At 69.6% G+C, this 22,683-nt stretch carries 22 protein-coding genes; 13 read left to right on the forward strand and 9 right to left on the reverse strand.

Features of this window, described 5'->3' with window-relative positions; genetic code table 11:
- Positions 1-128: 128 nt before the first annotated feature.
- Complete coding sequence (locus ACFSXZ_RS20550; protein ID WP_378266726.1) at positions 129-539, reverse strand: nuclear transport factor 2 family protein; 411 nt, start codon at positions 537-539, stop codon at positions 129-131.
- 113 nt (positions 540-652) lie between these two features.
- Here ACFSXZ_RS20550 and ACFSXZ_RS20555 point away from each other — a divergent pair, with 113 nt between their 5' ends.
- A complete protein-coding gene (locus ACFSXZ_RS20555; RefSeq protein ID WP_378266727.1) occupies positions 653-1,207 on the forward strand; it encodes a TetR/AcrR family transcriptional regulator in 555 nt (184 codons plus the stop codon).
- Here the strand turns inward: ACFSXZ_RS20555 and ACFSXZ_RS20560 are convergent.
- The gene (locus ACFSXZ_RS20560; protein WP_378266728.1) at positions 1,204-2,061 is read right to left on the reverse strand and encodes a LysR family transcriptional regulator; all 858 of its coding nucleotides are present in this window, start codon (positions 2,059-2,061) and stop codon (positions 1,204-1,206) included. The two genes, ACFSXZ_RS20555 and ACFSXZ_RS20560, sit on opposite strands and share 4 nt — an antisense overlap.
- Before the next feature lie 104 nt (positions 2,062-2,165).
- On the opposite strand from ACFSXZ_RS20560, the gene ACFSXZ_RS20565 reads away from it, so the two are divergent.
- From ACFSXZ_RS20565 to ACFSXZ_RS20580, 4 genes are all read left to right on the forward strand, one after another.
- The gene (locus ACFSXZ_RS20565; protein WP_378266729.1) at positions 2,166-3,173 is read left to right on the forward strand and encodes a bile acid:sodium symporter family protein; all 1,008 of its coding nucleotides are present in this window, start codon (positions 2,166-2,168) and stop codon (positions 3,171-3,173) included.
- Positions 3,174-3,274: 101 nt separating this feature from the next.
- Positions 3,275-4,159: a methylenetetrahydrofolate reductase gene (locus ACFSXZ_RS20570; RefSeq protein WP_378266730.1), complete on the forward strand. Its 885-nt coding sequence runs from the start codon at positions 3,275-3,277 to the stop codon at positions 4,157-4,159.
- 52 nt (positions 4,160-4,211) lie between these two features.
- Positions 4,212-5,885, forward strand: a complete 1,674-nt coding sequence (locus ACFSXZ_RS20575; protein WP_378266731.1) for a DUF885 domain-containing protein — start codon at positions 4,212-4,214, stop codon at positions 5,883-5,885.
- A 257-nt stretch (positions 5,886-6,142) separates the two neighbouring features.
- Positions 6,143-7,051, forward strand: coding sequence for a DMT family transporter (locus ACFSXZ_RS20580; protein WP_378266732.1), 909 nt, complete (start codon positions 6,143-6,145; stop codon positions 7,049-7,051).
- Between the two features lie 26 nt (positions 7,052-7,077).
- Here the strand turns inward: ACFSXZ_RS20580 and ACFSXZ_RS20585 are convergent, their stop codons facing one another.
- From ACFSXZ_RS20585 to ACFSXZ_RS20595, 3 genes are read right to left on the reverse strand one after another with little or no spacing between them, the layout of a single operon-like run.
- Complete coding sequence (locus tag ACFSXZ_RS20585; protein ID WP_378266733.1) at positions 7,078-7,677, reverse strand: GNAT family N-acetyltransferase; 600 nt, start codon at positions 7,675-7,677, stop codon at positions 7,078-7,080.
- Complete coding sequence (locus tag ACFSXZ_RS20590; protein ID WP_378266734.1) at positions 7,674-8,174, reverse strand: YbaK/EbsC family protein; 501 nt, start codon at positions 8,172-8,174, stop codon at positions 7,674-7,676. Before ACFSXZ_RS20590 ends, ACFSXZ_RS20585 begins: the two co-directional genes overlap by 4 nt.
- Before the next feature lie 60 nt (positions 8,175-8,234).
- Positions 8,235-8,783, reverse strand: a complete 549-nt coding sequence (locus ACFSXZ_RS20595; RefSeq protein WP_378266735.1) for a copper resistance CopC family protein — start codon at positions 8,781-8,783, stop codon at positions 8,235-8,237.
- Between the two features lie 360 nt (positions 8,784-9,143).
- Between ACFSXZ_RS20595 and ACFSXZ_RS20600 the strand changes: the two genes are divergently transcribed.
- The 3 genes from ACFSXZ_RS20600 (at position 9,144) to ACFSXZ_RS20610 (ending at position 11,862) form a co-directional block, all read left to right on the forward strand.
- A complete protein-coding gene (locus tag ACFSXZ_RS20600) occupies positions 9,144-9,692 on the forward strand; it encodes an SAV_6107 family HEPN domain-containing protein (RefSeq protein ID WP_378266736.1) in 549 nt (182 codons plus the stop codon).
- Positions 9,693-9,729: 37 nt separating this feature from the next.
- Positions 9,730-10,494 carry a maleylpyruvate isomerase family mycothiol-dependent enzyme gene (locus ACFSXZ_RS20605; protein ID WP_378266993.1) on the forward strand — a complete coding sequence of 255 codons (765 nt, stop codon included), beginning with the start codon at positions 9,730-9,732 and terminating at the stop codon, positions 10,492-10,494.
- A 237-nt stretch (positions 10,495-10,731) separates the two neighbouring features.
- Positions 10,732-11,862, forward strand: coding sequence for a GNAT family N-acetyltransferase (locus tag ACFSXZ_RS20610; RefSeq protein ID WP_378266737.1), 1,131 nt, complete (start codon positions 10,732-10,734; stop codon positions 11,860-11,862).
- Between the two features lie 7 nt (positions 11,863-11,869).
- Here the strand turns inward: ACFSXZ_RS20610 and def are convergent, their stop codons facing one another.
- Positions 11,870-12,373, reverse strand: coding sequence for a peptide deformylase (gene def, locus ACFSXZ_RS20615; RefSeq protein WP_378266738.1), 504 nt, complete (start codon positions 12,371-12,373; stop codon positions 11,870-11,872).
- 51 nt (positions 12,374-12,424) lie between these two features.
- Positions 12,425-17,056 carry an ATP-dependent helicase gene (locus ACFSXZ_RS20620; RefSeq protein ID WP_378266739.1) on the reverse strand — a complete coding sequence of 1,544 codons (4,632 nt, stop codon included), beginning with the start codon at positions 17,054-17,056 and terminating at the stop codon, positions 12,425-12,427.
- 95 nt (positions 17,057-17,151) lie between these two features.
- Here ACFSXZ_RS20620 and ACFSXZ_RS20625 point away from each other — a divergent pair, with 95 nt between their 5' ends.
- The 3 genes from ACFSXZ_RS20625 (at position 17,152) to ACFSXZ_RS20635 (ending at position 19,137) form a co-directional block, all read left to right on the forward strand.
- Positions 17,152-17,346: a DUF3046 domain-containing protein gene (locus ACFSXZ_RS20625; RefSeq protein WP_378266740.1), complete on the forward strand. Its 195-nt coding sequence runs from the start codon at positions 17,152-17,154 to the stop codon at positions 17,344-17,346.
- A gap of 202 nt (positions 17,347-17,548) precedes the next feature.
- The gene (gene recA, locus ACFSXZ_RS20630) at positions 17,549-18,589 is read left to right on the forward strand and encodes a recombinase RecA (RefSeq protein WP_378266741.1); all 1,041 of its coding nucleotides are present in this window, start codon (positions 17,549-17,551) and stop codon (positions 18,587-18,589) included.
- Positions 18,590-18,597: 8 nt separating this feature from the next.
- Entirely contained in the window at positions 18,598-19,137 is a 540-nt protein-coding gene (locus tag ACFSXZ_RS20635) for a regulatory protein RecX (RefSeq protein ID WP_378266742.1), read from the forward strand.
- Positions 19,138-19,154: 17 nt separating this feature from the next.
- Here the strand turns inward: ACFSXZ_RS20635 and ACFSXZ_RS20640 are convergent, their stop codons facing one another.
- Positions 19,155-20,603, reverse strand: a complete 1,449-nt coding sequence (locus ACFSXZ_RS20640) for a lipase maturation factor family protein (protein WP_378266743.1) — start codon at positions 20,601-20,603, stop codon at positions 19,155-19,157.
- An 89-nt stretch (positions 20,604-20,692) separates the two neighbouring features.
- Complete coding sequence (eda, locus tag ACFSXZ_RS20645; protein WP_378266744.1) at positions 20,693-21,310, reverse strand: bifunctional 4-hydroxy-2-oxoglutarate aldolase/2-dehydro-3-deoxy-phosphogluconate aldolase; 618 nt, start codon at positions 21,308-21,310, stop codon at positions 20,693-20,695.
- 200 nt (positions 21,311-21,510) lie between these two features.
- On the opposite strand from eda, the gene ACFSXZ_RS20650 reads away from it, so the two are divergent.
- Positions 21,511-21,810, forward strand: a complete 300-nt coding sequence (locus ACFSXZ_RS20650) for a hypothetical protein (RefSeq protein WP_378266745.1) — start codon at positions 21,511-21,513, stop codon at positions 21,808-21,810.
- Positions 21,807-22,643 carry a hypothetical protein gene (locus tag ACFSXZ_RS20655; RefSeq protein ID WP_378266746.1) on the forward strand — a complete coding sequence of 279 codons (837 nt, stop codon included), beginning with the start codon at positions 21,807-21,809 and terminating at the stop codon, positions 22,641-22,643. The genes ACFSXZ_RS20650 and ACFSXZ_RS20655 overlap by 4 nt, the downstream gene beginning before the upstream one ends.
- Positions 22,644-22,683: the final 40 nt, after the last annotated feature.

The following is a 22,683-nucleotide window of genomic DNA, read 5'->3' on the forward strand; positions in this document are numbered from 1 at the left end:
CGGCCTTGCGCGCCCACGGGAATCCGTAGACGGACCTCCGGCCCGCCTCCGTATTCCCGTAGCCTTCGGCACCGGCGCGCTCTGTGGTCGGCCATGTGCCGCCACCTACGTCAGCCACGTGCATGCCCCTACAACCGGTGTGCCGACAGGGGAAGCGGGTTCATGTAGTCACGGAAATGCGTCACCTGGCCGTCGCGGCGGGTGATGAACCAGACACAGCCGATTTCCACCGGCGTGCCGTCGTCGGTCCGGTAATGGCGGCCGTTGCCCTCGATGACGATTTCGTCGCCGATCTCCCGCACGCGAACGTCGTCGAAGGAGCCGAACCTGAGGCGTCCTTCGCCGGAGTCGAAGACCTCCTTCAAACGGGCGGCGATCGTTTCCCGTCCCTCGAGCCGCCGCACCTGCCCCTCCGGTGCGAAGGGGAGTTCGTGGACCGCATCGGGCGCGTAGATCCTCGCCCAGCCGTCGACATCACCGGCGACAAGGGCGTCGAACGCCTCGGCGAGCCATGCGGGAAGAACGGACGTCGGTGCCATGCTTGCCTCCAGTAGGATTACGGACTATGAGTCCACAACACCTTAGCAACATTCCGGACTCTCGGTCCGAAAGTGGTGCGCGGCGAGGCCGTCCTCCGGTTCCCACCGCTCACGTGCTTGCCGCCGCCGACGCGCTCTTCGCCGGTGCCGACGCTCCGGGCGCGGTCACGATGGACGCGATCGCCGCCGCGGCAGGGGTGGGAAAGGGGACTTTGTTCCGGGCCTTCGGCAGCCGTGACGGCCTCCTCGACGCCTTGTCGGACACGAAGTTCGCGCCCGTACGCGAGGCCGTGGAAGGAAAAGAGGCGCCGCTCGGCTCCAGTGGGCAGCCGTGCGAGCGGATCGTCGCCTTCCTCGACGCGTTGCTGACCTTCAAACTGGAGAACCGCCACCTGCTTCGCGCGCGCGAGGTGGCCTCTACCGGAGCGCTGAGAACCGAGCGCTACCGGTGGATGCAGGACGTCCTGCGTAACCTGATCGAGGACGCCGTGGCCGGGACGACGGCGGGCGACACCGGGTATGCCGCCCACGTTCTCCTCTCGGCGCTGCGTATCGACCTTGTCGAGGAGTTACTCGCCGGCGGCCGCTCGCCCGAGGACATTCGCCGTTCCCAGGCGACGCTGGCGCGAGCGGTCGTGGGGCACCTGCCGAAAGGAAACTCGCACTAGTCGTGGTGGAGGCGGCTCGCTTCGGTGCGGATCGCCTCCGACAGCGCGGCCGTCGGCCCCCGCATCGCCGCGCGCCGCCCGGTGAGGATGAATTCGACCTCGCCGAGAGAGGGCAGGCCGTGTCCCGGGGGCAGTTCGACCAGACCGGCGGGAATCAGGCTCCGCGCGAACACCGCGACGCCGAGCCCCGCCAGCGCCGCGGCGCGCAGGCCGTTGAGGCTGCCGCTGGTGCAGCCGCTTCGCCACGGCTTTCCCTCGCGCCGTAACGCTTCCAGCGCGCGGGCGCGGGTGATGCTCGGCGGCGGATAGGCGATCAACGGGACCGGCGCGGCGGGGTCGTGCTCGAAACCTTCGCGGCCCACCCACACCAGCTTTTCCGTCCACAGCGGACTTCCCTGGTCCTGTCCCGCTCCTCGTTTGCCGAGCACGAGGTCGAGTTCGCCGGCACGAAGCTTTTCGTGCAGCACGCCGGAAAGAGCCACGGTGAGTTCCAGATCGACGCCGGGGTGGGTGCGGCGGAACGCGCGCAGGATCTCCGGTAGCGGGCCCGCCACGAAGTCCTCCGACGCGCCGAACCGCACGCGGCCGCGTAACTCGGAGCCGGTGAAGTAGCTCATCGCGCGGTCGATGGTTTCCAGCACGTTGACCGCGAACCCGACCATCGCCTCGCCGTCGGAGGTGAGTTCGACCGAATGCGTGTCCCGGAGCAGGAGTTGCTGGGTGCTGACGTCCTCCAGCTTGCGGATGTGCTGGCTGACCGTGGACTGCCGCAGGCCGAGCCGGTCCGCGGCGCGGGTGAAACTGCGGGTTTCCGCGACCATCAGGAACGTTCTGAGCCAGACCGGATCCAGCACAGGGCCACGATATCACCAAACGCGATAACAGTTATGGTGGCGATCGCACTTCCCAATTACTGGGGTTACCGGAGAAGATCGAAGGCAAAGGGAAGGGACGCCGGATGCGCGGAGCCACGCTGCTCGCCAAAGCTCGGATCGACCCGTTCATCCTGGGCATCCTCGCGGTGGCGGGGATAGCGTTCCTCCTGCCCGCCCGCGGTCAGGGCGCCGAGATCGCCTCCATCGTCAGCGAGGTGGGCGTCGGCGCGCTCTTCTTCCTCTACGGCGCGCGGCTGTCCACTTCGGAGGCACTGGCCGGACTCCGGCACTGGCGGCTGCACGTGATCATCCTTCTCGCCACGTTCGTGCTGTTCCCCTTGCTCGGCCTCGCGACAAAGGCGCTGGTGCCCGCCGTGCTCACCCCCGCGCTGAGCGCCGGGGTGATCTTCCTGTGCACGCTGCCCTCGACCGTGCAGTCGTCGATCGCGTTCACCTCGATCGCCCGCGGCAACGTGGCGGCGGCCATCTGCAGTGCCTCGTTCTCCAGCCTGATCGGGATCGTGCTCACGCCGCTGCTGGTCGGATTGCTGCTCCGGACCACCGGCAACGGATTTTCGCTGCACTCGGTGGTCTCGATCACTCTTCAGCTGCTGCTGCCGTTCATCGCCGGGCAGATCGCGCGGCGGTGGATCGGTGGCTGGATCGCGGCGCACCGCAAGGTACTGGGCCGGGCCGACCGGTGCACCATCCTCATCGTGGTCTACACGGCGTTCAGCGAAGGCGTCGTGGCCGGAATCTGGCACCAGGTCCGCTGGATCTCGCTGGCCGGACTGGTGGTGGTGAACCTGGCGCTGTTCTTCGTCATGCTGGGAGTACTGAAGTTCGTCTCCGCCCGCCTCGGGTTCGATCGCGGCGACCGGATCGCGATCGTGTTCTGCGGTTCGAAGAAGAGCCTGGCCAGTGGCCTGCCGATGGCCACCGTGCTGTTCCCGGCGGGCAGCGTCGGCCTCATCGTGCTGCCCTTGATGCTGTTCCACCAGGCGCAGCTGATGATCTGCGCGGTGCTCGCGCGCCGCTGGGGCGCACAGGCCGAAAGTCACGAACTCGCGGCGTCCGACGCCGGAGCGTGACGAAGGACTCCTGGTCGTTGACCATCCGTGTCCGCCCACCAGGTGGGATCGTGGTGGCCGGCACAGCCGTGTGAGACACATGTCTCGATACCATGAGACGCATGACGTCGATTGTGGAGCGATTGCGCGGTGACAGGCCCGCGTTCTCGGTGGAGTTCTTCCCCCCGCGCGACGCGGCCGACGAGGCGGTGCTGTGGCGCTCCATCCGGGACCTGGAGCCGCTGGACCCGGCCTACATGTCGATCACTTACGGCGCCGGAGGATCGAGCCGGGACGGCACGATCCGCAGCATCGCCCGTGTCGCCACCGAAACCACACTCGTGCCGATGGCGCACCTCACCGCCGTCGACCACTCCGTCGCCGAACTGCGCAACGTCATCGGCTGGTACGCCGCCGTCGGCGTGCGCAACGTCCTCGCCCTGCGCGGCGATCCCCCCGGCGACCCGTACGGCGAGTGGGTACCGCATCCGGACGGCCTCAACTACGCGGAAGAACTCGTCTCGCTGGTCCGTTCGCTCGGTGACTTCTGCGTCGGCGTCTCCGCCTTCCCCTACGGCCACCCCCGCTCGCCGGACCTGAACACCGACACCCGGTACCTGGTGCGCAAGTTCTCCGCCGGTGCCGAGTTCGCCATCGCGCAGCTGTTCTTCCAGCCCGAGGACTTCCTCCGCCTGCGCGACCGGGTGGCCGCCGCGGGCAGTTCGGCGCTGCTCATTCCCGGGGTGATGCCGCTGACCACGCCGCGCACCCTGCACACCACCATCAGGCTTTCCGGCGCGCCCGCGCCGTCCTCGCTGCTGGACCGCCTCGAGCCGCTCGAGGACGATCCCAAGGCCTTCCGCGCCGAAGGACTCGACATCGTCACCGAACTCTGCGAAAGGCTGATCGCCGAAGGCGTGCCGGATCTGCACTTCTACACCTTCAACCGGTCCAAGGCCACTCGCGAGGTGGTCAACCGGCTCGGGTTGGTCCCGGTCCGCGCCTGAGAGTGGCGATACGAGCACACCCCGCGGACATCGGGCGGTTAGATTGGGACCCATGTCCTCCGTTCACCAGATCTGCGATACCTACGTCGAGGAATTCGCCGCCGCGGACCCCGTCGCCGCGACGGCCTGGGGCATCCCCGGCTACGAGGACCGGCTGACCGACTATTCCCCCGAAGGGCACGCGGCGCGGGCCGCGCTGACGAAGCGTTCCCTGGAGGCGGTCTCCTCGGCCGACCCCGCCGACGACACCGAACGGTCGGCCAAAGCGGTCTTCACCGAGCGGCTGGGCCTGGATCTGGAGATCCACGACGCGGGCCTGGATCTGGCCGCGCTCAACACCATCGCCAGTCCGGTCCAGGACGTGCGCATGGTGTTCGACATGATGGCGACCGAAAATCCCGAACACTGGGCCACGATCGCGACCCGGCTCGGGAAGGTTCCGGCGTCACTCGACGGCGTTCGCGCGTCCCTGCTCGCCGCGGCCGGCGCGGGTAACGCGCCCGCGCTGAGGCAGGTCACCAAGGTGGCCGAGCAGGCCGAGACCTGGGCCGGCCTGAGCGGCGGCGAAGGTTATTTCGAGACCCTCGTGGCCCAGGCGGAAAACGTCTCCGACGCGTTGCGAGCCGATCTCCAGCGGGGAATGCGTGCCGCGCGGGAGGCCTACGCGGAGCTGGCCGGGTTCCTGCGGGCCGAACTCGCACCGAAGGCGAAGCCCACCGACGCGGTGGGCGAGGACGCTTACCGGCTCTGGTCGCGGTATTTCGTCGGCGCGGCGCTGGATCCGCGCGAAGCCTATGAATGGGGCTGGGGCGAGTTCTCGCGGCTCGACGCCGAAATGCGCGAAGTCGCCGGGAGGATCAAGCCCGGCGCGACGGTCGCCGAGGCGGCCGCGGTCCTCGACGGGGAACCGCGTTACCGCGTGCACGGCCGGCAGGAGTTCGAGCGGTGGATGCAACGGCTTTCCGACACCGCGCTGACCGAACTGCGCGGCAAGCACTTCGACATCCCCGACGAGTTGATGGCCCTCGACTGCCGGATCGCGCCGCCGGGCGGAAGCGTAGGCGCCTACTACACCGGCCCCAACGAGGATTTCTCGCGCCCGGGCACGATGTGGTGGTCCCTGCCGTCCGGAAAGGACGAGTTCATCACCTGGCGCGAGGTCAGCACCGTCTACCACGAAGGCGTACCCGGCCATCACCTCCAGATCGCGACCGCGGTGCACCAGCGTGACTCGCTGAACCGCTTCCAGCGGCTGCTGGCGTTCACCTCCGGGCATGCCGAAGGCTGGGCGCTGTACGCCGAGCGGCTGATGCGTGACCTCGGCTACCTTTCCGACGACGGCGAACTGCTCGGCATGCTCTCCGAGCAGTTGTTCCGCGCGGCACGGGTGATCGTCGACATCGGCATGCACCTGGAGCTGGAAATCCCGGCGGGCACCGGATTCCACGAGGGCGAGCGGTGGACGCCCGCGCTCGGCCTGGAATTCATGCTGACCCGGACGGTCACCGACGAGGCCCACGTCCGCGACGAGATCGACCGCTATCTCGGCTGGCCGGGGCAGGCGCCCGCGTACAAACTGGGCGAGCGCCTGTGGTTGCGGGCACGCGACGAGGCGCGGCAGCGTCAGGGCGATTCCTTCGACCTCAAGGAGTTCCACACCCGCGCGCTCCGCCTCGGCGGCATGGGCCTGGACACCCTCCGCGAACAACTCGCCGAATTCGGCTGATCGCGGCCACGGAAAATCCGATCGCGTGCCTTGAAAGACACTGCTAGTTTGGGGGCATGCATCGGATCTTCCTCGTCACCCCACCGCCACGCTCCTGAGCGGGGCGAGTCTCTTCCCTGGGTGACGGGCGTTTTCGGTCCGCACTCCCTTCGCCATCCGGCGTGCTTTCCGCCTCCTGATCGGACAGCTCGCCGACGGCACTTCTGATCGCCCCGCGTCGTCGTCCCCCGACTTCTTCGACGCTGGAGCTGTTCCTCATGTCTGCCACACCTGTCACGACCGCGCGCGGCCGATCCGCGGTCGTGCTCCTCTTCGCCGGAATTCTCTGGGGCACCGGCGGCCTCTCCGGGTCCCTTCTCGCCACCGAGGCGGGGCTCCGCCCGTTGTCCGTGGCCGCGTACCGGTTGCTGGTCGGCGGTTTCTGCGCGATCGCCATCCTCGCCGGCACCGGCGGGTTCACCGGAATGGTATGGACCAAGCCCGTGGTGCGCCGGATCCTGGTCTCCGGCGCGCTGATGTGCCTGTTCCAGAGCTGCTATTTCGCGGCGGTCTCGCTCACTTCGGTGAGCCTGGCGACCATGATCACCATCGGCAGCGTCCCGGTGCTCGTCGCGCTGGCGACGTCGGTGCGCGAGCGGCGCAGGCCCGCCACCGGCGCCCTGGCCGCGATCGCCGTCGCGGTCGCCGGGCTGGTTCTGCTGACGTGGTCACCACAGGGGCTGGAAAGCGGCTGGCGGCCGGCCCTCGGTGTCGTCCTCGCGCTGGCGTGCGGGGGCGGGTTCGCCACGTTGACCTTGGTGTCGCGCCATCCGGTGGAGGGGCTGGACCCGTGGCGCACCACGGCGTTCGCCCTGCTCGTCGGCGGTCTCCTGGCCACTCCCGCCGCGCTGTGGTCGGGTATGACGCTTCCGTTGCGGCCCAAGGCGATCGGGGCGGCGCTGTACCTCGGTCTGGGACCGACAGCGCTGGGCTACGCGGCCTATTTCCGGGCGCTTCGCCGCGCGCACCCGGTGGTCACCGCGCTTGCCGTACTGCTGGAACCGCTGACCGCGGCCGTGTTGTCCGCCGTCGTGCTCGGTGACCGGCTGGGGCTCACCGGGTGGTGCGGCGCGGCTCTGATGGCCGGAGCGCTCGCTTTCGGCTCACGGCTTCGCGGCGAGACGTGACGCTCGTGGCCGGCTTTCCCGGCAGGTCAGTGACCGGCCTGCCGGGTCTGGGGCGGCAACGGCAGGGGCCTGCCGAGGATCGCGAACGGACGCGGATCACCGGCGAAGTGGTAGTTTCGCAGCACGTCACCGAACCCGACACGCCGGTACAGACTCCACGCCCGCGTCGGCCCTTCCGGCGTGGAGAGCAGCACCTGCCGGTCTCCTACGCCGTGGAGAAGGCAACGCAACAGGTTCTCACCGATGCCGGCGCCCTGGCTCCGGGGGCGGACATGGATCTCGGTCAGCTCGAAATAGTCGGTCAGCCAGGCGTTGGCCACTTCCTCGCCGCTTTCCCTGACCAGCCCGCGCCGCACCTGCTCGTGCCACCACTGGCCCGGACTGCCGCGGTAGCCGTAGGCGATGCCGAGCATCTTTCCGTCCGGGTCGATCGCGGCGACGGAACGCCACCCTTCACGGAGCGCGTGCGTGAGCCACATCGGCGCGCGCTGCTCGGCCGTGCCCAGCGGATACCGCATCGCCTCGACATAGATGGCCAGCGCTTCCCGTAGCCGGTTGCGGAATTCGTCGGGTGACAACCGGGCGAACTGAACGGCCGAGGGGGAGCGGGGAGACACGGCGGTCATGATGCCAACTCCGCCGCGGTCCCGCCGGTCAGCGCCAGAAGATCGGCGTAGGTGGTCGGGAAGACGGTTTTGGCGTGCCCGGCGGCGGCCCAGACGACCTCGTGGCGTTCGAGCGCGGAGTCCACGAACGTGGTCAGCGGGGCCGGATGCCCCACCGGAGCGACGCCACCGATGACCTGTCCGGTGTGCTCCTTGACGAACTCGGGGTCGGCCTTGCGCACCGCCGAAGCACCGGCCAGCCTGGCCAGTTCGTCCGTGTCCGCCCGGTGTGCCCCGGAGGTCAGCGCCAGGACCGGTGCGCTCCGGTCGCCGAAGTCGGCCCTGAACACCAGGCTGTTGGCGATCGCGCCGATCTCGACGCCGAGCGCGTCGGCGGCCTGCGCGGCGGTGCGGGCCTCGGCGGGCAGGATCCGGATGCCCTCGGCGGCGCGGTGCAGGCCCGCTTCCGCCAGCGCCGCGGCGACCTTGGCGACCGCGGGGTGGTCGAGGCTGCTCATAGGGATATCAGATCACGGTCCGCTCGTTCGGGCGACGGCATATCGCGGATTTCCCCGGCGTCACCCTGCCGAGCGGCGTGAGCGCGCCACGACGACCCCGCCGATCGCGGCGATCACCACGACGCCGATGACGACCCAGGCCCACACCGGGAAACCGCCGGATTCACTCGTTTGAGCCGCTGACGCGGGTGCTGGGGCGGGCGCCGTGGCTCGTTCCGGGGTCTGGCCGGTGCTGGGTGCCGCGGCCGTGAGAGTGAAGTGCACGCTTCCCCTCACTTCGTCGCCGTCGTCGGAAAGGACCGTGTAATCGAGCACGGACGCCCCGGCCGGACCGGCGTTTTCGATCGGTGCCGTCACCACGGCGCCCTCCACCGTGGCCTTGCCGACGGTCCATTTCGCGCCGCCGGGGCCGGTCACCTGGACCGGATCGGCGGGAAGAGTGACCGCCTCGGCGAACTTCAGCTGGACCTGCTTCGGTGCCGTGGCGAGCGAAGCGCCTTCGGCCGGGTCGCTGGTGTCGAGTTCGGTGTGTGCCAGTGCCGGCGGTGCGGCGGCCAGAAGGGCAAGACCGGCCAGAGTGAGCGAAGCGAGCGTGCGCCTGAGAATCATGCCGTGCTGGTCGTCCCCGTCGCGGGGAAAGTTCCCGCTACCGGCGCCGCTGTGGTGTGACGCCGGGCAAGTGGGCTGGATAGGCGGACCGGCCCGGCGTGACGCCCTGCAGGTCGGTCCCGGTGGCGCGGGTGGTTCCCGCGCCCCGAAGCCCTCACTCGATCGTGTGGTACCGCGGTGAGACGCGGAGATCGCCGTCCCAGGACTTGAACGAACACGTGTTCGGAAGCTAAGCTGGAATCTGCTCGAACAAAAGTTCGACATCCGGTGAGCGCTCGCCGGTCAGGTACCCCGGCGTGGGGACGGGGGAAGCGTTTCAGCGCCGGGGTACCGCCCTTGATCGACGACCAGGGAGGGGAAATGTCCGTTGCCATCCCGTTCCGTGCCTCCTCGGCTCAACCCGCGTTGCCGCTCCCCATGGCGCCTCCACGGAGACGCCGGCAGGCGCCGTCACCGCCCGCGGCTCCGCCCAAGCCGACGGCTCTGCGCCTGATCGCGGAGGCCCGGCGCGGGCTCGCCGAGGCGGAGCACGCGGCCGAGCCCGCCCCGAAGTTCATCGCCTCCTATCTCGCGGCACTGCGCGCCGGTGCCGCGGTGCTCGTCGCCCGGGGCAGGCCACACCGCGGCCGCGCCCGTCCGGCGAGCGTGTGGGTCCTGCTCGAATCCGCGGTGCCCGAACTCGCCGAGTGGGCCGGGTTCTTCGCCGCGAACTCGGCCGCGCAGGCCGCGGCGCAGGCGGGGATCACCCGTCGTCTCACCACGAGAGCGGCCGACGACCTGTGCCGGCAGGCCGGGCAGTTCATCGTCATCGCCGACCGCGTCGTCCACGGCGGCCTGGTCAGCGGCTTCGTCCCGGCGCAGCGGGCGCCGGGCGGACGGGCACGGCGCGCTGACCGGGAACGGTGGTGAGCGTGTGCTCCTGGGTGCGCGTGAAGACGAGGAAGTGATGTCCGGTCAGGCATTGATCGATCACGGCCGCTTCCGGGAAGTGCTCGGGGCCGAAGCGGAGTCGCTCACCATGGCCGCGCGTGCCGTGCCGGCGGCCACGCCCGTGCCGACGTGTCCGGGGTTCACTCTCGGAGAGATCGTGCGCCACGTCGGTGGCGTCTACCGGGTCGCCCGGCTGTGGATCACCGAGGGCCGCCGGCCGCTGGACTGGCAGGCCGATCCGGTCCCGGGGCAGACCGGGGAAGAGTATCTGCGGGCCGGGCTCGCGGACCTGCTCGCTGAGCTGACCGCGCATGAGCCCGGCACCTTCGCGGCGAGCTGGTGGCCGGCGGATCGGACGTACGGGTTCTGGTCCCGGCGGATGGCCCACGAGACCACCGTCCACCGCACCGACGCCCAGGCGGCGGCGGGCTGGGAGGTCACGGAGATCCCCGAGGACATGGCGGTCGACGGGGTGGACGAGGTGCTGTCGGTGTGGTTCGGCAGACGGCTGCCGATGCTGGGCCTGTCCGGGACCACCACGAGATCGGTGGCCGTGCGGACCGGTGGGCACACCTGGATCGCCCGCGCCGGGCCCGAGGAGACGGTCGCCTGGCGTTGTTCGGCCGCCGAAGCCGGCCGGGCCGACAGCACGGTTTCCGGCACGCCGATGGCGGTGTACCTGTGGCTGTGGGGCCGGGTCGGGCATCACGCGGTCGGCTGGGACGGCGATCCCGACGCCATCGCGCAGTTGTGGGCGCTGCTGAGGCTGGCCACCCGCTGATTCTTCCGGTACGTGGGGAAGCGATATCGGAAACGGTGGAAGGCCTGCCGGCGCCTCGGTGGCGTCACGCGGGTTGAAGGGCCGGAGGTCCCGGTGGTGACCTCCGGCCCTTCGGCCTGCTTTCTTTGAACGATGTTCAGGGATTGTTTCGGGGTAATTGCCACACTGGCCGGAAGCCTGACAAACGCGAAACAACGGTGTGCTCGTGCGGCAACACGGAAACGGGATCGTTGCCGAATGGAGATTGGCCCCGCCCCCCGGACGCAGGCCGCCCCGCCGGCCCCCGGGAACTGGACTTCGATCGAGCCGGACGAGACCACCTCGGTCGTCTGGCGCCTGCGTATCCGCATGGACGATCACCCCGGCATGCTCGCCCGCGTCGCGATCCGCATGGCGGACCTGGAGTGCAACATCCTGGGTCTGACCGTGCTGCCCGTTCCGGGCGGCGTTCTCGACGAGGTCGTGATCCGGCCGGCCACCGGGCTGACCAAGACACAGCTGATCGGTGCCCTCCGCGCCGAAGGCTGCGACTGCTCGGAGGTCACCGACGCGGATGTCCGCGAACTGGTGGACGCGTCCACGGCCACGTTGTCCGCCGCTCGCCGCGCCGTCGACGACCCCGCGCGTCAGGCGGACGTGCTGCGGGAGGTTCTCGCCGCTGATCTGGTGACCGTGGTCCCCCGCGCCGAAGCGAACCCCGGACGCACCGAGGGCGGGCATCGGGTCGCCTTCGCCGTCGACGGCGAGCGGGCGTTCGTCGCGCGCCGGCGCTGGGCGCCGTTCGTCCAGCTGGAGCTGGCCCGGGCCGAGGCGCTGCTCGGCCTGCTGGACAGCGCGCGGACCAGCATTTCCCAGCCCGCCGCGGTGACCTGCACGGACGGCGCCATGATCGTCGTGAGACAGGGGCGACCAGGTGATGCCGAAGCCGTGTCGGACCTGCACCGGCGGTGCTCGCCGGACAGTCTGTTCCAGCGCTACCACACCGGAATGCGCATGATGCCCCGTCGCTGGCTGCACCGCCTTCTCATGCCGCCCCGCGGTCTCAGCGTGCTGGCGGTATGCGGCCACGAAGTCGTCGGAATGGGACAGCTGATCCTCGGCGGAGCCGGCCGGATCGCGGAAGTCTCTCTGCTCGTCGAAGACTCTTGGCAACGCCGGGGAGTGGGCACCGCATTGATGGCGAGGCTCGCTGTGCTCGCCGCGGCCCGCGGGCACACCAGTCTCGTGGCCATTTCCCTGCCCGGGCGTGACGGGCTCTTCCGCACCGCCCGGAAGGCCGGGCTCGAGCCCGAACCTCCGGAAGAGGAGGGACTGGTACGGATCGCGATACCGCGGGACTCGCTGCCCCACGTACTCGGGCAAATCTGAGCGGAATTCAGGAGCGTTGCCAGAACCAGTCCTTGGTCCTGGCCTCGCGCATGGCTTCACGTTTGCGTTCCTTGCTCAGGCGGTCAAGGTAGAGGAGGCCGTCGAGGTGGTCGGTCTCGTGCTGGAGGCATTGCGCCAGCACGCCTTTTCCTTCCACCACAACCGGTTCGTTGCGCAGATCGACACCGCGGACCACCGCGTGTTCCGCGCGGACGGTGGGAAACCACAATTCCGGAACCGACAGGCAGCCCTCGTTGATTTCGTGCGTGCTTTCCGAAAGTTCGACGATTTCCGGATTGATCACGTAGCCGAGCAGGTTGTCCACGTCGTAGCTGAACACACGGAGGCCGACACCGATCTGATTGGCCGCGAGCCCGGCCCGCCCGGCCGGTTTGACCGTCTCGAGCAGGTCGTTGACCAAGGTTTCGAGGGCCTTGTCGAAGCGCGTCACCGGTTCACACTTCGTTTTCAGTACCGGGTCCCCGAAGTACCGCAGATCCCGCATCGCCATGCTTCGTGTCCTTTCTAGCTGGCGAAAGTCTACGGTGAGGACCGAGATGCGCTACGCGCGCAGTCTTAGCCCTTTCGGGGTAGCGCGGAATCCCGCGTCACGCAGCACTTCGGCGAGGGCGGAGGTGAGGGCCTGTTCGCCGTCGGCCCGCTCGACCGCGAGCTGGCCGAGCCAGCCTTCCCGGACCGCGCGGGTCAGTCCGTCGGCCGCGGCGCGCAGTACCCGGTCCTGGTCGGTGAACGACAACAGCGAGCGCCCACCGCGTTCCACGTAGAGCACGGGAACCCCGTCGACGAGCACCACCAGCGCACCCGACTTGCGGGCAGGCCGATGCCGGCTCTCCCCGCTGGGCGCGGGCCACGGCAGCGCCGCGCCGTAGGGCTGGGCCGGGTCGGTGGCGGCGAGCACGATCGCGGCGTTCTCGCTCCGGGCACCGTGCACGTCGGACATGGCCCGCAACCGGTCCACGGCTCCCCGCGCGGCGAACTGCGCGGCGCCCAGCCCCTCGACGACGTAGCCCCGGATCACCTGGCCGGAGTCCTCCATACCGCGAAGAACCTTGTAGATCCCGGAAAACCCGCCGGTGACCCGTTCGGTCTCCAGTGCGCCACGGGTGAGCACCCCGTGGCGTTCCAGAAAGGCTTCGGTGCGGGCGTGTGTCCGTCTCGTCGGGTCCGTTTCGCGCGGCGGGGTGAGTGCCCACCGCCCGGCGACCGTGGGCGGTCCGGTACGAGAGGGCATGGCCGGCCTGCCCGCCCGCATCCGGGCGTAGCGGCCGCGGGGCGCGGACCGGCGAGGCTTGTGCGCGGCGCCGCGGCCGGCGACCAGGGCGCGCACCGGCCCCAGTGTGTCGCCGGTGACCCGTCCCGCCCAGACCAGGTCCCACAGCGCGGCGATCACGTCGGCGTCCTCCGGCGGTCGTTCGACCAGCACCGAAGCGCGATCGACCAACTGGCGGAAGAACAGCGCACCACCGTCCAAAGTGGACAATATCGCCTCGTGCAGTGGGCCGCCCGGCGCCTCCTCCTCGATCTCGGGCAGCAACAGGTCCGCGACATCCGCGGGCGCGAGCGCCAGCCAGCCGTCACCGCCGGCCAGGGCGCCGCAGCCCGCCCAGGTGACCTCGCCGGCGGTGGTCAACTCGTCGAGGAGAGCCGGGTAGTAGCCCGGCAATCTGCTCGGCAGGATCAGCGATTCCACCGCGCTGGCCGGAAGCGGCGCACCGGCCAGTTGCTCGACGACGGACAGCACGTCGTCGGCCGTCGGCGCGGCCCGCATCCGCGCACCGATACCGTGCCAGGACGGCAGGAAACGCCCGAGCGCCGCGGGCTCCACCGGTTCCACTTCGGCCCGCAGCCGCGCCAGCGAAGCCCGTCTGAGCCTGCGCAGCACGGCCGAGTCGCAGTACTCCGTGCCCGCGCCGTGTGTTTCGGGATGGCCGATCGGGCTCAGTTCGCCGCGCGCCAGCCGGCCTTCCGAAGTCAGCCTGTCGAGCACTCCGGTGACGACCGCGGTGCCCAGGCCGAATCGTTCCGCGGCCTGCCGCGCCCGGAACGGGCCGCGCGTGCGCGCGTAGCGGATCAGCAGGTCGCCGAGCGGGTCGGCGACCGGTTCGGTGAACACCTCGGGGACACCGATCGGCAGGGCCACCCCGAGCGCGTCACGCACCCGTCCCGCGTCTTCGATGCCGATCACGCGATCTTCCCCGGCGATCCGCACCCGGATCACCCGGCGCCGGGCCGCCAGTTCGTCCAGCCACTCCAGCCGCACGCCCCGGGCCCCGGCCTCGACCACGGTCAGGTCGCCGAGAAAGCGCAGCAGGTCGGCGGCGTCTTCGAGGTCCCTGGCGTGACGCTCGGGATCCAGCCTCTGCAGGGAACGCTCGACCTCGGCCACCACGTCGGCGTCGAGCAGTTCCCGGATGGCTTCGGTGCCCAGCAGTTCCGCCAGCAGCGCCGAATCCAGGGACAGCGCCGCCGCTCGCCGCTCGGCCAGCGGCGCGTCGGTCTCGTAGAGGAACATGCCGACGTAACCGAACATCAGGCTGCGGGCGAACGGCGATGCCGAGGGCGTCTCCACCTCCACGACCCGGACCCGCCGCGCTCGCACGTCGCTCATCAGCTCACGCAGGCCGCCCACGTCGTAGACGTCCTGGAGGCATTCCCGCATGGCCTCCAGGACCACCGGGAACCGCTCGTATTTGGCGGCGACGGCGAGCAGTTGCGAAGCGCGTTGCCGTTGCTGCCACAACGGCGTCCGGCGGCGCGGATCACGCCTGGGCAGCAGGAGCGAGCGCGCCGCGCACTCGCGGAACCGTGCCGCGAACAGCGCCGAGCTCCCGACCTCGGCGACGATCAGCTGCTCGACCTCCTCGGGTTCGATCAGCACGTCCTGGCCGCCGATCGTCACCTCGGACCCGTCGGCGTCCAGCGCGTCGGGCAGGCGCAGCACGATCCCGTCGTCGGAGTGCATGACCTGCGCGTCGACGCCCCTGTTCTCCCGCAGTCGGGCGGCGATCGCCAGCGCCCACGGCGCGTTCACCTGCGCGCCGAACGGTGAGTGCAGCACGACCCGCCAGTCGCCGAGCTCGTCCCGGAAGCGCTCGAGCAACAGCGTGCGGTCGTTGGGGATGTGGCGGGTCGCGGACCGCTGCTCGTCCAGATAGGCCAGCAGGTTGTCGCGGGCACGATCGTCGAGCCCCGCCGCGGCGGCCCGCGCCCGCGCCGTGGCGGAGTCCGATGTGGACAGTTCGCGGACGAACGCGCCGAGCGCCCGGCCGAGTTCCAGTGGACGGCCCGGCGCGTCCCCCTTCCAGAACGGCATCCTGGCCGGCTCGCCGGGCGCGGGCACCACGATGACCCGGTCGTGGGTGATGTCGGTGACCCGCCAGGAGGAGGTGCCGAGCAGGATCGTGTCGCCGACCCGGGATTCGTAGACCATCTCCTCGTCCAGCTCGCCGACCCGCGATCCGGGCCTGCCCTCTTCGCCGGGAGTGGTCACGGTGAACAGGCCGCGATCCGGGATGGTGCCGCCGGAGGTGACGGCGAGCCGCTGGGCACCGGGACGGCCCCGCAGCTCACCGGTCACCCGGTCCCAGGTGATCCGTGGCCGCAGCTCGCCGAACTCCTCGCTCGGATACCGGCCGGCGAGCATGTCCAGCACGGCCAGCAGCGCGTCGTCCGGCAGCGAGGTGAACGGGGCCGCGCGGCGGAGCACGGTGCCCAGTCCGGCCACCGTCCACGGCTCCAGCGCGACCATCGACACGACGTGCTGGGCGAGCACGTCCAGCGGGTTGCGCGGATACCGGACCGCCTCGATGGCGCCCGCTGTCATCCGTTCCGACACCACCGCGCAGGAGACCAGGTCGCCGCGGAACTTGGGGAACATCACCCCGGTCGACACGGCACCCACCTGGTGACCGGCGCGGCCGACCCGCTGGAGCCCCGAGGCGACCGTCGGCGGCGCTTCGATCTGCACCACGAGGTCGACCGCGCCCATGTCGATGCCGAGCTCGAGGGAGGAGGTGGCCACGACACAGGGCAGCCTGCCGGACTTCAGTTCCTCCTCGACGTGGGTGCGCTGCTCGCGCGACATCGATCCGTGGTGTGCCTTGGCGACCGTGGCGACGGCGCCCGTGGTCAGCCCCGACTCGCCGATCGCCTCCGCCGGAAACCGTTGTCCGGCCTGGAGTTCGGTGTTCTCGGCGGCGAGTTCGTTGAGCCGGGCGGTGAGCCGTTCGGTGAGCCGTCGCGAATTGGCGAACACGATCGTCGAGCGGTGCCCGCGGATGAGGTCGAGCACCCGTTCCTCGACCGCGGGCCAGATCGAGGGACGGCGCACCGCCGAGCCGCCGATCTCCTCCTGGGTGCCGATGCCTCCTTCGGAAGGCAGCGGCGGGAAGCCCGCCGGGGGTTCGGCGGGAGCCGGGGCGTCGAGGTTCGCCATGTCCTCCACGGGGACTTCGACGCGTACTTCGATCGTCTTGAGCGGCTTCGGGTGCACGACGCGCACCGGCCGTGCCCCGCCAAGGAACGCGCTCACCTCGTCGACCGGACGGACGGTGGCCGACAGCCCGATCCGCTGCGCGGGGCGCGGGAGCAGGGCGTCCAGGCGCTCCAGCGACAGCGCGAGGTGGGCGCCGCGCTTGGTGCCCGCGACCGCGTGCACCTCGTCCACGATCACCGTTTCCACCCCGCGCAGCGACTCGCGCGCCGACGAGGTGAGGATGAGGAACAGCGACTCCGGGGTGGTGACCAGGATGTCCGGTGGGGTGCGGCCGAACGACCTTCGTTCCGAAGCGGGCGTGTCGCCGGTGCGCATGCCGACGGTGATCTCCGGGGCAGGGCTCCCCAGCCTGCGGGAAGCCTGCGATATTCCGGCCAGGGGCGCCCGCAGGTTGCGCTGGACGTCCACGGCCAGGGCCTTCAACGGCGACACGTAGAGCACGCGGCACCGCCGCCCCGGGCTCTCCGGAGGCGGACCGGTGGCGAGGCGGTCGAGCGCCCAGAGGAAGGCCGCGAGCGTCTTGCCGGACCCGGTGGGGGCGACCACCAGCGCGTGCTCGCCCTCCCGCGCCGCCACCCAGGCGCCGGCCTGCGCCTCGGTGGGCGCGGCGAAGGCCCCGGCGAACCAGTCCCGGGTCGCGGGGGAGAACAGCGCCAGCGCATCGCTCACATCCACCATCTTGAACCCACCCACCGACAATTCCGCGCGGCGGGCGAGGGGCAGGTCGGCCCAGCCGTTCCCCGCGGCGGGTCGCGGCCTACCCTTGATCCCCGATGCGTATCACCGTTTTCCGCAGGCTGATGGCCGACGAGTTCGGCCCGGCCCGGGCCGAGGTGCTGGCCACCGACCACGTGTTCAGCGGGCTGGGCGGCCGCACCGTCGAACAGGCGCTGGCGGCGGGCGTCCCCGCGAAGGAGATCTGGCGCGAGGTCTGCCAGGCGTTCGACGTCCCCGCCGAACGCCGGTGAGGCGTCCGGAAAAAAATCTTGCCCCGATGGTGTGTCAGTACTTGCCTCGAACACGTGTTCGGCTATCGTGTGGGGCATCGGCGATCCGGAGACGGCCGGAACTGGTGGCCCCCGGAATTGTCGTACCCCGCCCGTAGCGTCGGGCCGAAAGCTCAAAACCCGTAATCAGCCCCACAGGCTCTGACCAGCGAGGTGGATTCCAATGCCCGCAGCACCCGACCGGGACAAGGCCCTCGAGCTCGCCCTGGCCCAGATCGACAAGCAGTACGGCAAGGGCTCGGTGATGCGTCTCGGCGACGAGGGCCGCGCGCCGATCGCCGTCATCCCGACCGGCGCCATCGCCCTCGACATCGCCCTCGGCATCGGCGGCCTGCCCCGTGGCCGCGTCGTGGAGATCTACGGACCGGAGTCCTCCGGTAAGACGACGATCGCGTTGCACGCCGTGGCCAACGCGCAGGCCGCCGGCGGTATCGCGGCGTTCATCGACGCCGAGCACGCGCTCGACCCGGAGTACGCCAAGGCCATCGGCGTGGACACCGACGCGCTGCTGGTCTCCCAGCCGGACACCGGTGAACAGGCGCTGGAGATCGCGGACATGCTGATCCGCTCCGGCGCGCTGGACATCCTGGTGATCGACTCGGTCGCCGCGCTGGTGCCCCGCGCGGAGATCGAGGGCGAGATGGGCGACTCGCACGTGGGCCTGCAGGCCCGCCTGATGAGCCAGGCCCTGCGCAAGATCACCGGAGCGCTGAGCAACTCCGGCACCACCGCGATCTTCATCAACCAGTTGCGCGAGAAGGTCGGCGTGATGTTCGGCAGCCCGGAGACGACGACCGGTGGCAAGGCGCTGAAGTTCTACGCCTCCGTCCGGCTGGACATCCGGCGGATCGAGACCCTCAAGGACAGCGGCGAGGCGGTCGGCAACCGCACCCGCGTCAAGGTGGTGAAGAACAAGGTCGCTCCGCCGTTCAAGCAGGCCGAGTTCGACATGCTCTACGGGCAGGGTGTCTCCCGCGAGGGTTCGCTCATCGACATGGGCGTCGATCAGGGCATCCTTCGCAAGTCCGGTGCCTGGTACACCTACGAGGGCGACCAGCTCGGCCAGGGCAAGGAGAACGCGCGGAAGTTCCTGCGCGACAACCCCGACATCGCCAACGAGATCGAGAAGCGGATCAAGGAGAAGCTCGGTATCGGGCCGCAGGTGGACGCCGAGGAAGGCGCGCCGGCCCCGGTGGACTTCTGAGACCGTCCATGGCGAAGCGGGATCCGGAAGAACTGTCGCCGGAAGAGGCTTGGCGGAAGGCCAAGGAGATCTGTTTCGATCTCCTGGCCGCACGGCCGCGGACCAAGGAGGAACTTCGGCAGGCCCTGCGCCGTAAGGGGTTTGACGACGAGCTCCGGGAAACCCTGCTCGGCAAGCTGGACAACGCGAAACTGATCGACGACGCCGCGTTCGCCGAACAGTGGGTGCGTTCCCGGCACGCCTATCAGGGCTTGGCGCGAAGCGCGCTCGTCGCCGAACTCAAGCGCAAGGGGGTGGACGGCGAGGTCGCCACGCTCGCGGCGGGGGAGATCGACCGGGAGTCCGAGGAACAGCGTGCCCGCGAACTGGTACGCAAGCGTTTGCGCTCGATGACCCGTCTCGACGAGCAGACCGCCACGCGTCGCCTGCTCGGCACTCTGGCCCGCAAGGGCTACTCGCAGGGCCTCGCCTACACCGTGGTCCGCGAGGAGCTCAAGCAGGCAGGCGCCGAGACGACCCTCCTGGACGACCTGACCACGGAGAACTAAACCGGTTCTTTCCGTGGTCAGGCGTCCCGGACCGGCAGGAGCGTGCCTTCCGGACCGAGCGTGCCCGTTCGCAGCAGCGGGCCCTCGGGCTCGCGAACCCACCAGGCGCCGGTCTCCTTCCGCTCCCGCCAGGTCGTGTAGCGGTAGCGGAACAGGCGGGCCCGCAGGAACCTCGGGGAAGAGCCCTCGAAGGGGTCGTGCCGGAGCAGCTTGAGAGTCGCCTTGTCCGCAGCGAGAAGCTTCTCGGCCAGCTTCGGCAGCCAGGTGGCGCCGTATCCGGGAGAGAGCGAGACGAACCACAGCATCCAGTCGAGCCGCAAATGGTACGGCGCGATTTGCCGGGGGCGTCGGCGTGGGTCGCCGGGCTTGCCCTTGAACTCGTACTCGTGCCACACCGTGTCCGTGGTCAGCTCCGGTTCGTCGGTGCCCTCGATGACGACTTCGTGGCGGACCTTGGTGATGGACCCGAACGCGCCGTAGGTGTTCACCAGATGCAGCCGGTCGAAGCTGTAGTTCATCACCTGCCGCCGCCCGACGAGGTTGCGGGCGGGCCGGTAGCTCAGTGCCACCACGAGCGCGGTCACCAGGATGACGAGAATCCGGTACCAGAACGGAAGTTCCACCGAGCCGGACGGCGGAACACGCAGGATCGAAGTGTCCAAAACGGACACTGCCAGCGTGATGGTGAGAACGTTGAGCCACGAGAAGTTGCCGCTGAGTACCAGCCATCCCTGCGTCACGATCATGCAGGCGGCGGCCAGCCCGGCGGCGGGCTGTGGCGCGAACAGCACGAACGGCACGACGAGCTGGGTGAAATGGCTCGCCAGGACCTCGATCCGGTGCAGCGGCCGGGGAAGGTGGTGGAAATACCAGCTCGCCGGTCCGGGCATCGGCTGGGTTTCGTGGTGGTAGTACAGGCAGGTCAAGTCGCGCCAGCACTGGTCGCCCCGCATCTTGATCATGCCGGCGCCGAACTCGACCCGGAACAGGAGCCATCGCAGCAACCACAGCACCAGCACGGGCGGCGCGGTGTCGGCCGGACCGAGAAAGATCGCCAGGAAACCGGTTTCCAGGAGGAGTGATTCCCAGCCGAAGCCGTACCAGATCTGGCCCACATTGACGATCGACTGGTACAGCGCCCAGGGCACCGCCCACGCGAGCATGGACGCCCACACCGGTGCCGAGTCGAACAACCCGGCGACCAACGTGGCCGACACGGCGGCACCAATCCACGCGACGGCGGCGAAGAACCGGTCCGAGTAGTGCCAGTGGAAAAGGCTGGGTGACCGCCGGAACGAGACACGGCGAACGTACTCGGGCACGGGCAGCAGACCGTGCGCGCCGATGAGCGCGCGGAACTGGTTCGCCGCGACCACGAAAGCGATGAGATAGATCGCGGCCAGCATCCGCTGGAACGCGAGCCGTGCCGCCCAGTAACCGGGATCGGTGAACCAGTCCCAAGACACGAGGGTTCTCCCTGTGCGGTCGCCGGGGCGCGCGTCTGTGGAGGAGAGCCTAGTGAGTCCGCGCGGTCTCCGCAGGAAACCGGCGTCGGTCAGCGCAGGGCCGCGGCCTTCCGCGCGAGGGTCTCGATCCGGGCGAAGTCCTTGGCCGACAAGGCATCCCGGGGTGTCAGCCACGACCCGCCGACGCATGCGACGGTGGGCAGCGCAAGGTAGCCGGGCGCGTTGTCCGGCGTGATCCCGCCGGTCGGGCAGAACCGCAGTGACGGCAGCGGCCCGGCGATCGCCTTGAGGTAGGCGACGCCCCCACTGGGCTCGGCCGGGAAGAACTTGAGCGCGCTCACCCCGTGCTCGGCCAGCCGCATCGCCTCGGACACGGTGCTCACTCCGGGCAGGAACGGCAGGCCGGTACTCGAGGCGGCCTCCAGCAGACGCTCGGTACAGCCGGGCGTCACCAGGAAGGACGCGCCCGCGTCGGCGGCTTGTCTCGCCTGTCCGGCCGTGGTGACGGTGCCGGCGCCGACGACGATGTCCGGCACCGCCGAAGCCACCCGCTCGATCGCCGCGAGGGCGACGTCGGTGCGCAGGGTCAACTCGATCACCTTGATCCCGCCGGCCAGCAACGCCCGTGCCGCTCCGACGGCGGCGTCGGCGTCGTCAACCACCACGACGGGCATCACCGGCGAAAGGTCCAGCAGTTCGTGCTTCACGGATCAGCTCCTCACGGCTTTGCCAGCGGTCCCCATGATGACGATAAGCGTGCTCGGCCAAATCGATCCAGATGATCGTTTAAGGTGACCTCGATCACGGGAACAACCTGGCTTGTGCTACTTGTCACAAGCACGCGTTAGCGGCAGAGTCCCCACCGAGAGAGGGGGCTCTGCCGGACGCTCACCAACGGAGGTGGAAGATGGGCACCACCGCGGAACTCGCGGAGCTTCGCCGGGCGATCGGGCAGCTGCGGCAGTGCGTGGGCGCGCTACGGTCTCGCTACGGCGACGCCTCGGCGGTCCGCAGACTAGCCAACGACGTCGAACGCCTCGATATCGACGCGAAAGACCTGGAGGCCCCGATCCCACGCCAGCCGAAATCCCCCGGTTTCCTCGACCGCTCCGAGATCGTGAAGATCCCCGAGGGGCCTTACGACCCGTCGCTGTGGCAAGGCGCGGACGACGAAGGGATCGGTGGCCACCACCGTGATCAGGCATGAGCGCGCCCACCAAGTCTCCTGGTGCCGGTAGCCCCGCCGAAGGCGTGGGCGCTCCCGGCCGCGCGAGTATCGCCGCGCGCACCCTCCGGACGGACCGGTGGTGGCTCCAGCCCCTGCTCACCGTCCTGGGGCTGGGCACGTTCGTCGTCTACGCGACGATCAGGTCGTTCGTGCGGACCGCCTACTGGGTGGCCGACTACCACTACCTGACGCCGTTCTATTCACCGTGCCTGTCCACCTCGTGCGTGCCCGGTTCCAGTCATTTCGGCACCCCGTTCGGTGACCTGCCGTCGTTCATCCCCCTCGGCTTCATCGCGTTGCCGTTCCTCCTGGGATTCCGGCTGACCTGCTATTACTACCGCAAGGCCTACTACCGCTCGGTCTGGTTCTCCCCGCCCGCGTGCGCGGTCGCCGAACCGCACGCCAAATACACCGGGGAGACGCGGCTGCCACTGATCGTGCAGAACGTGCACCGGTACTTCTTCTACGTGGCGGCGATCGTCTCGGTGATCAACACCTACGACGCGATCGTGGCGTTCCACGGCAAGACCGGCGGGTTCGGCTTCGGCCTGGGCAATGTCATCCTGGTCGCCAACGTCGTGCTGCTGTGGGCGTACACGGTTTCCTGTCATTCCTGCCGGCACATCACCGGCGGGCGGCTGAAGCATTTCTCCCGGCATCCGGTCCGATACTGGATGTGGACCCAGATCACGAAACTGAACAACCGGCACATGCAGCTCGCCTGGACCACGCTCGGCACGCTGGTCCTCACCGACCTGTACGTGATGCTGGTGTCCAGCGGCGTCTTCCCGGACCCGCGTTTCGTGAACTGACTACCGCGCTGAACATCATTTTCCGCAATTTTCTTAAGGT

Source organism: Amycolatopsis pigmentata, assembly GCF_042684065.1.
Classification (GTDB): Bacteria; Actinomycetota; Actinomycetes; order Mycobacteriales; family Pseudonocardiaceae; genus Amycolatopsis_E; species Amycolatopsis_E pigmentata.

What these genes read in the sequence shown, in the direction of transcription:
- ACFSXZ_RS20550 (WP_378266726.1), bottom strand. Translation starts at nt 539, where the DNA reads ATGGCACCGACGTCCGTTCTTCCCGCATGGCTCGCCGAGGCGTTCGAC.
- ACFSXZ_RS20565 (WP_378266729.1), top strand. Translation starts at nt 2,166, where the DNA reads ATGCGCGGAGCCACGCTGCTCGCCAAAGCTCGGATCGACCCGTTCATC.
- ACFSXZ_RS20570 (WP_378266730.1), top strand. Translation starts at nt 3,275, where the DNA reads ATGACGTCGATTGTGGAGCGATTGCGCGGTGACAGGCCCGCGTTCTCG.
- ACFSXZ_RS20575 (WP_378266731.1), top strand. Translation starts at nt 4,212, where the DNA reads ATGTCCTCCGTTCACCAGATCTGCGATACCTACGTCGAGGAATTCGCC.
- ACFSXZ_RS20580 (WP_378266732.1), top strand. Translation starts at nt 6,143, where the DNA reads ATGTCTGCCACACCTGTCACGACCGCGCGCGGCCGATCCGCGGTCGTG.
- ACFSXZ_RS20585 (WP_378266733.1), bottom strand. Translation starts at nt 7,677, where the DNA reads ATGACCGCCGTGTCTCCCCGCTCCCCCTCGGCCGTTCAGTTCGCCCGG.
- ACFSXZ_RS20590 (WP_378266734.1), bottom strand. Translation starts at nt 8,174, where the DNA reads ATGAGCAGCCTCGACCACCCCGCGGTCGCCAAGGTCGCCGCGGCGCTG.
- ACFSXZ_RS20595 (WP_378266735.1), bottom strand. Translation starts at nt 8,783, where the DNA reads ATGATTCTCAGGCGCACGCTCGCTTCGCTCACTCTGGCCGGTCTTGCC.
- ACFSXZ_RS20600 (WP_378266736.1), top strand. Translation starts at nt 9,144, where the DNA reads ATGTCCGTTGCCATCCCGTTCCGTGCCTCCTCGGCTCAACCCGCGTTG.
- ACFSXZ_RS20605 (WP_378266993.1), top strand. Translation starts at nt 9,730, where the DNA reads ATGTCCGGTCAGGCATTGATCGATCACGGCCGCTTCCGGGAAGTGCTC.
- ACFSXZ_RS20610 (WP_378266737.1), top strand. Translation starts at nt 10,732, where the DNA reads ATGGAGATTGGCCCCGCCCCCCGGACGCAGGCCGCCCCGCCGGCCCCC.
- def (WP_378266738.1), bottom strand. Translation starts at nt 12,373, where the DNA reads ATGGCGATGCGGGATCTGCGGTACTTCGGGGACCCGGTACTGAAAACG.
- ACFSXZ_RS20620 (WP_378266739.1), bottom strand. Translation starts at nt 17,056, where the DNA reads ATGGTGGATGTGAGCGATGCGCTGGCGCTGTTCTCCCCCGCGACCCGG.
- ACFSXZ_RS20625 (WP_378266740.1), top strand. Translation starts at nt 17,152, where the DNA reads ATGCGTATCACCGTTTTCCGCAGGCTGATGGCCGACGAGTTCGGCCCG.
- recA (WP_378266741.1), top strand. Translation starts at nt 17,549, where the DNA reads ATGCCCGCAGCACCCGACCGGGACAAGGCCCTCGAGCTCGCCCTGGCC.
- ACFSXZ_RS20635 (WP_378266742.1), top strand. Translation starts at nt 18,598, where the DNA reads ATGGCGAAGCGGGATCCGGAAGAACTGTCGCCGGAAGAGGCTTGGCGG.
- ACFSXZ_RS20650 (WP_378266745.1), top strand. Translation starts at nt 21,511, where the DNA reads ATGGGCACCACCGCGGAACTCGCGGAGCTTCGCCGGGCGATCGGGCAG.
- ACFSXZ_RS20655 (WP_378266746.1), top strand. Translation starts at nt 21,807, where the DNA reads ATGAGCGCGCCCACCAAGTCTCCTGGTGCCGGTAGCCCCGCCGAAGGC.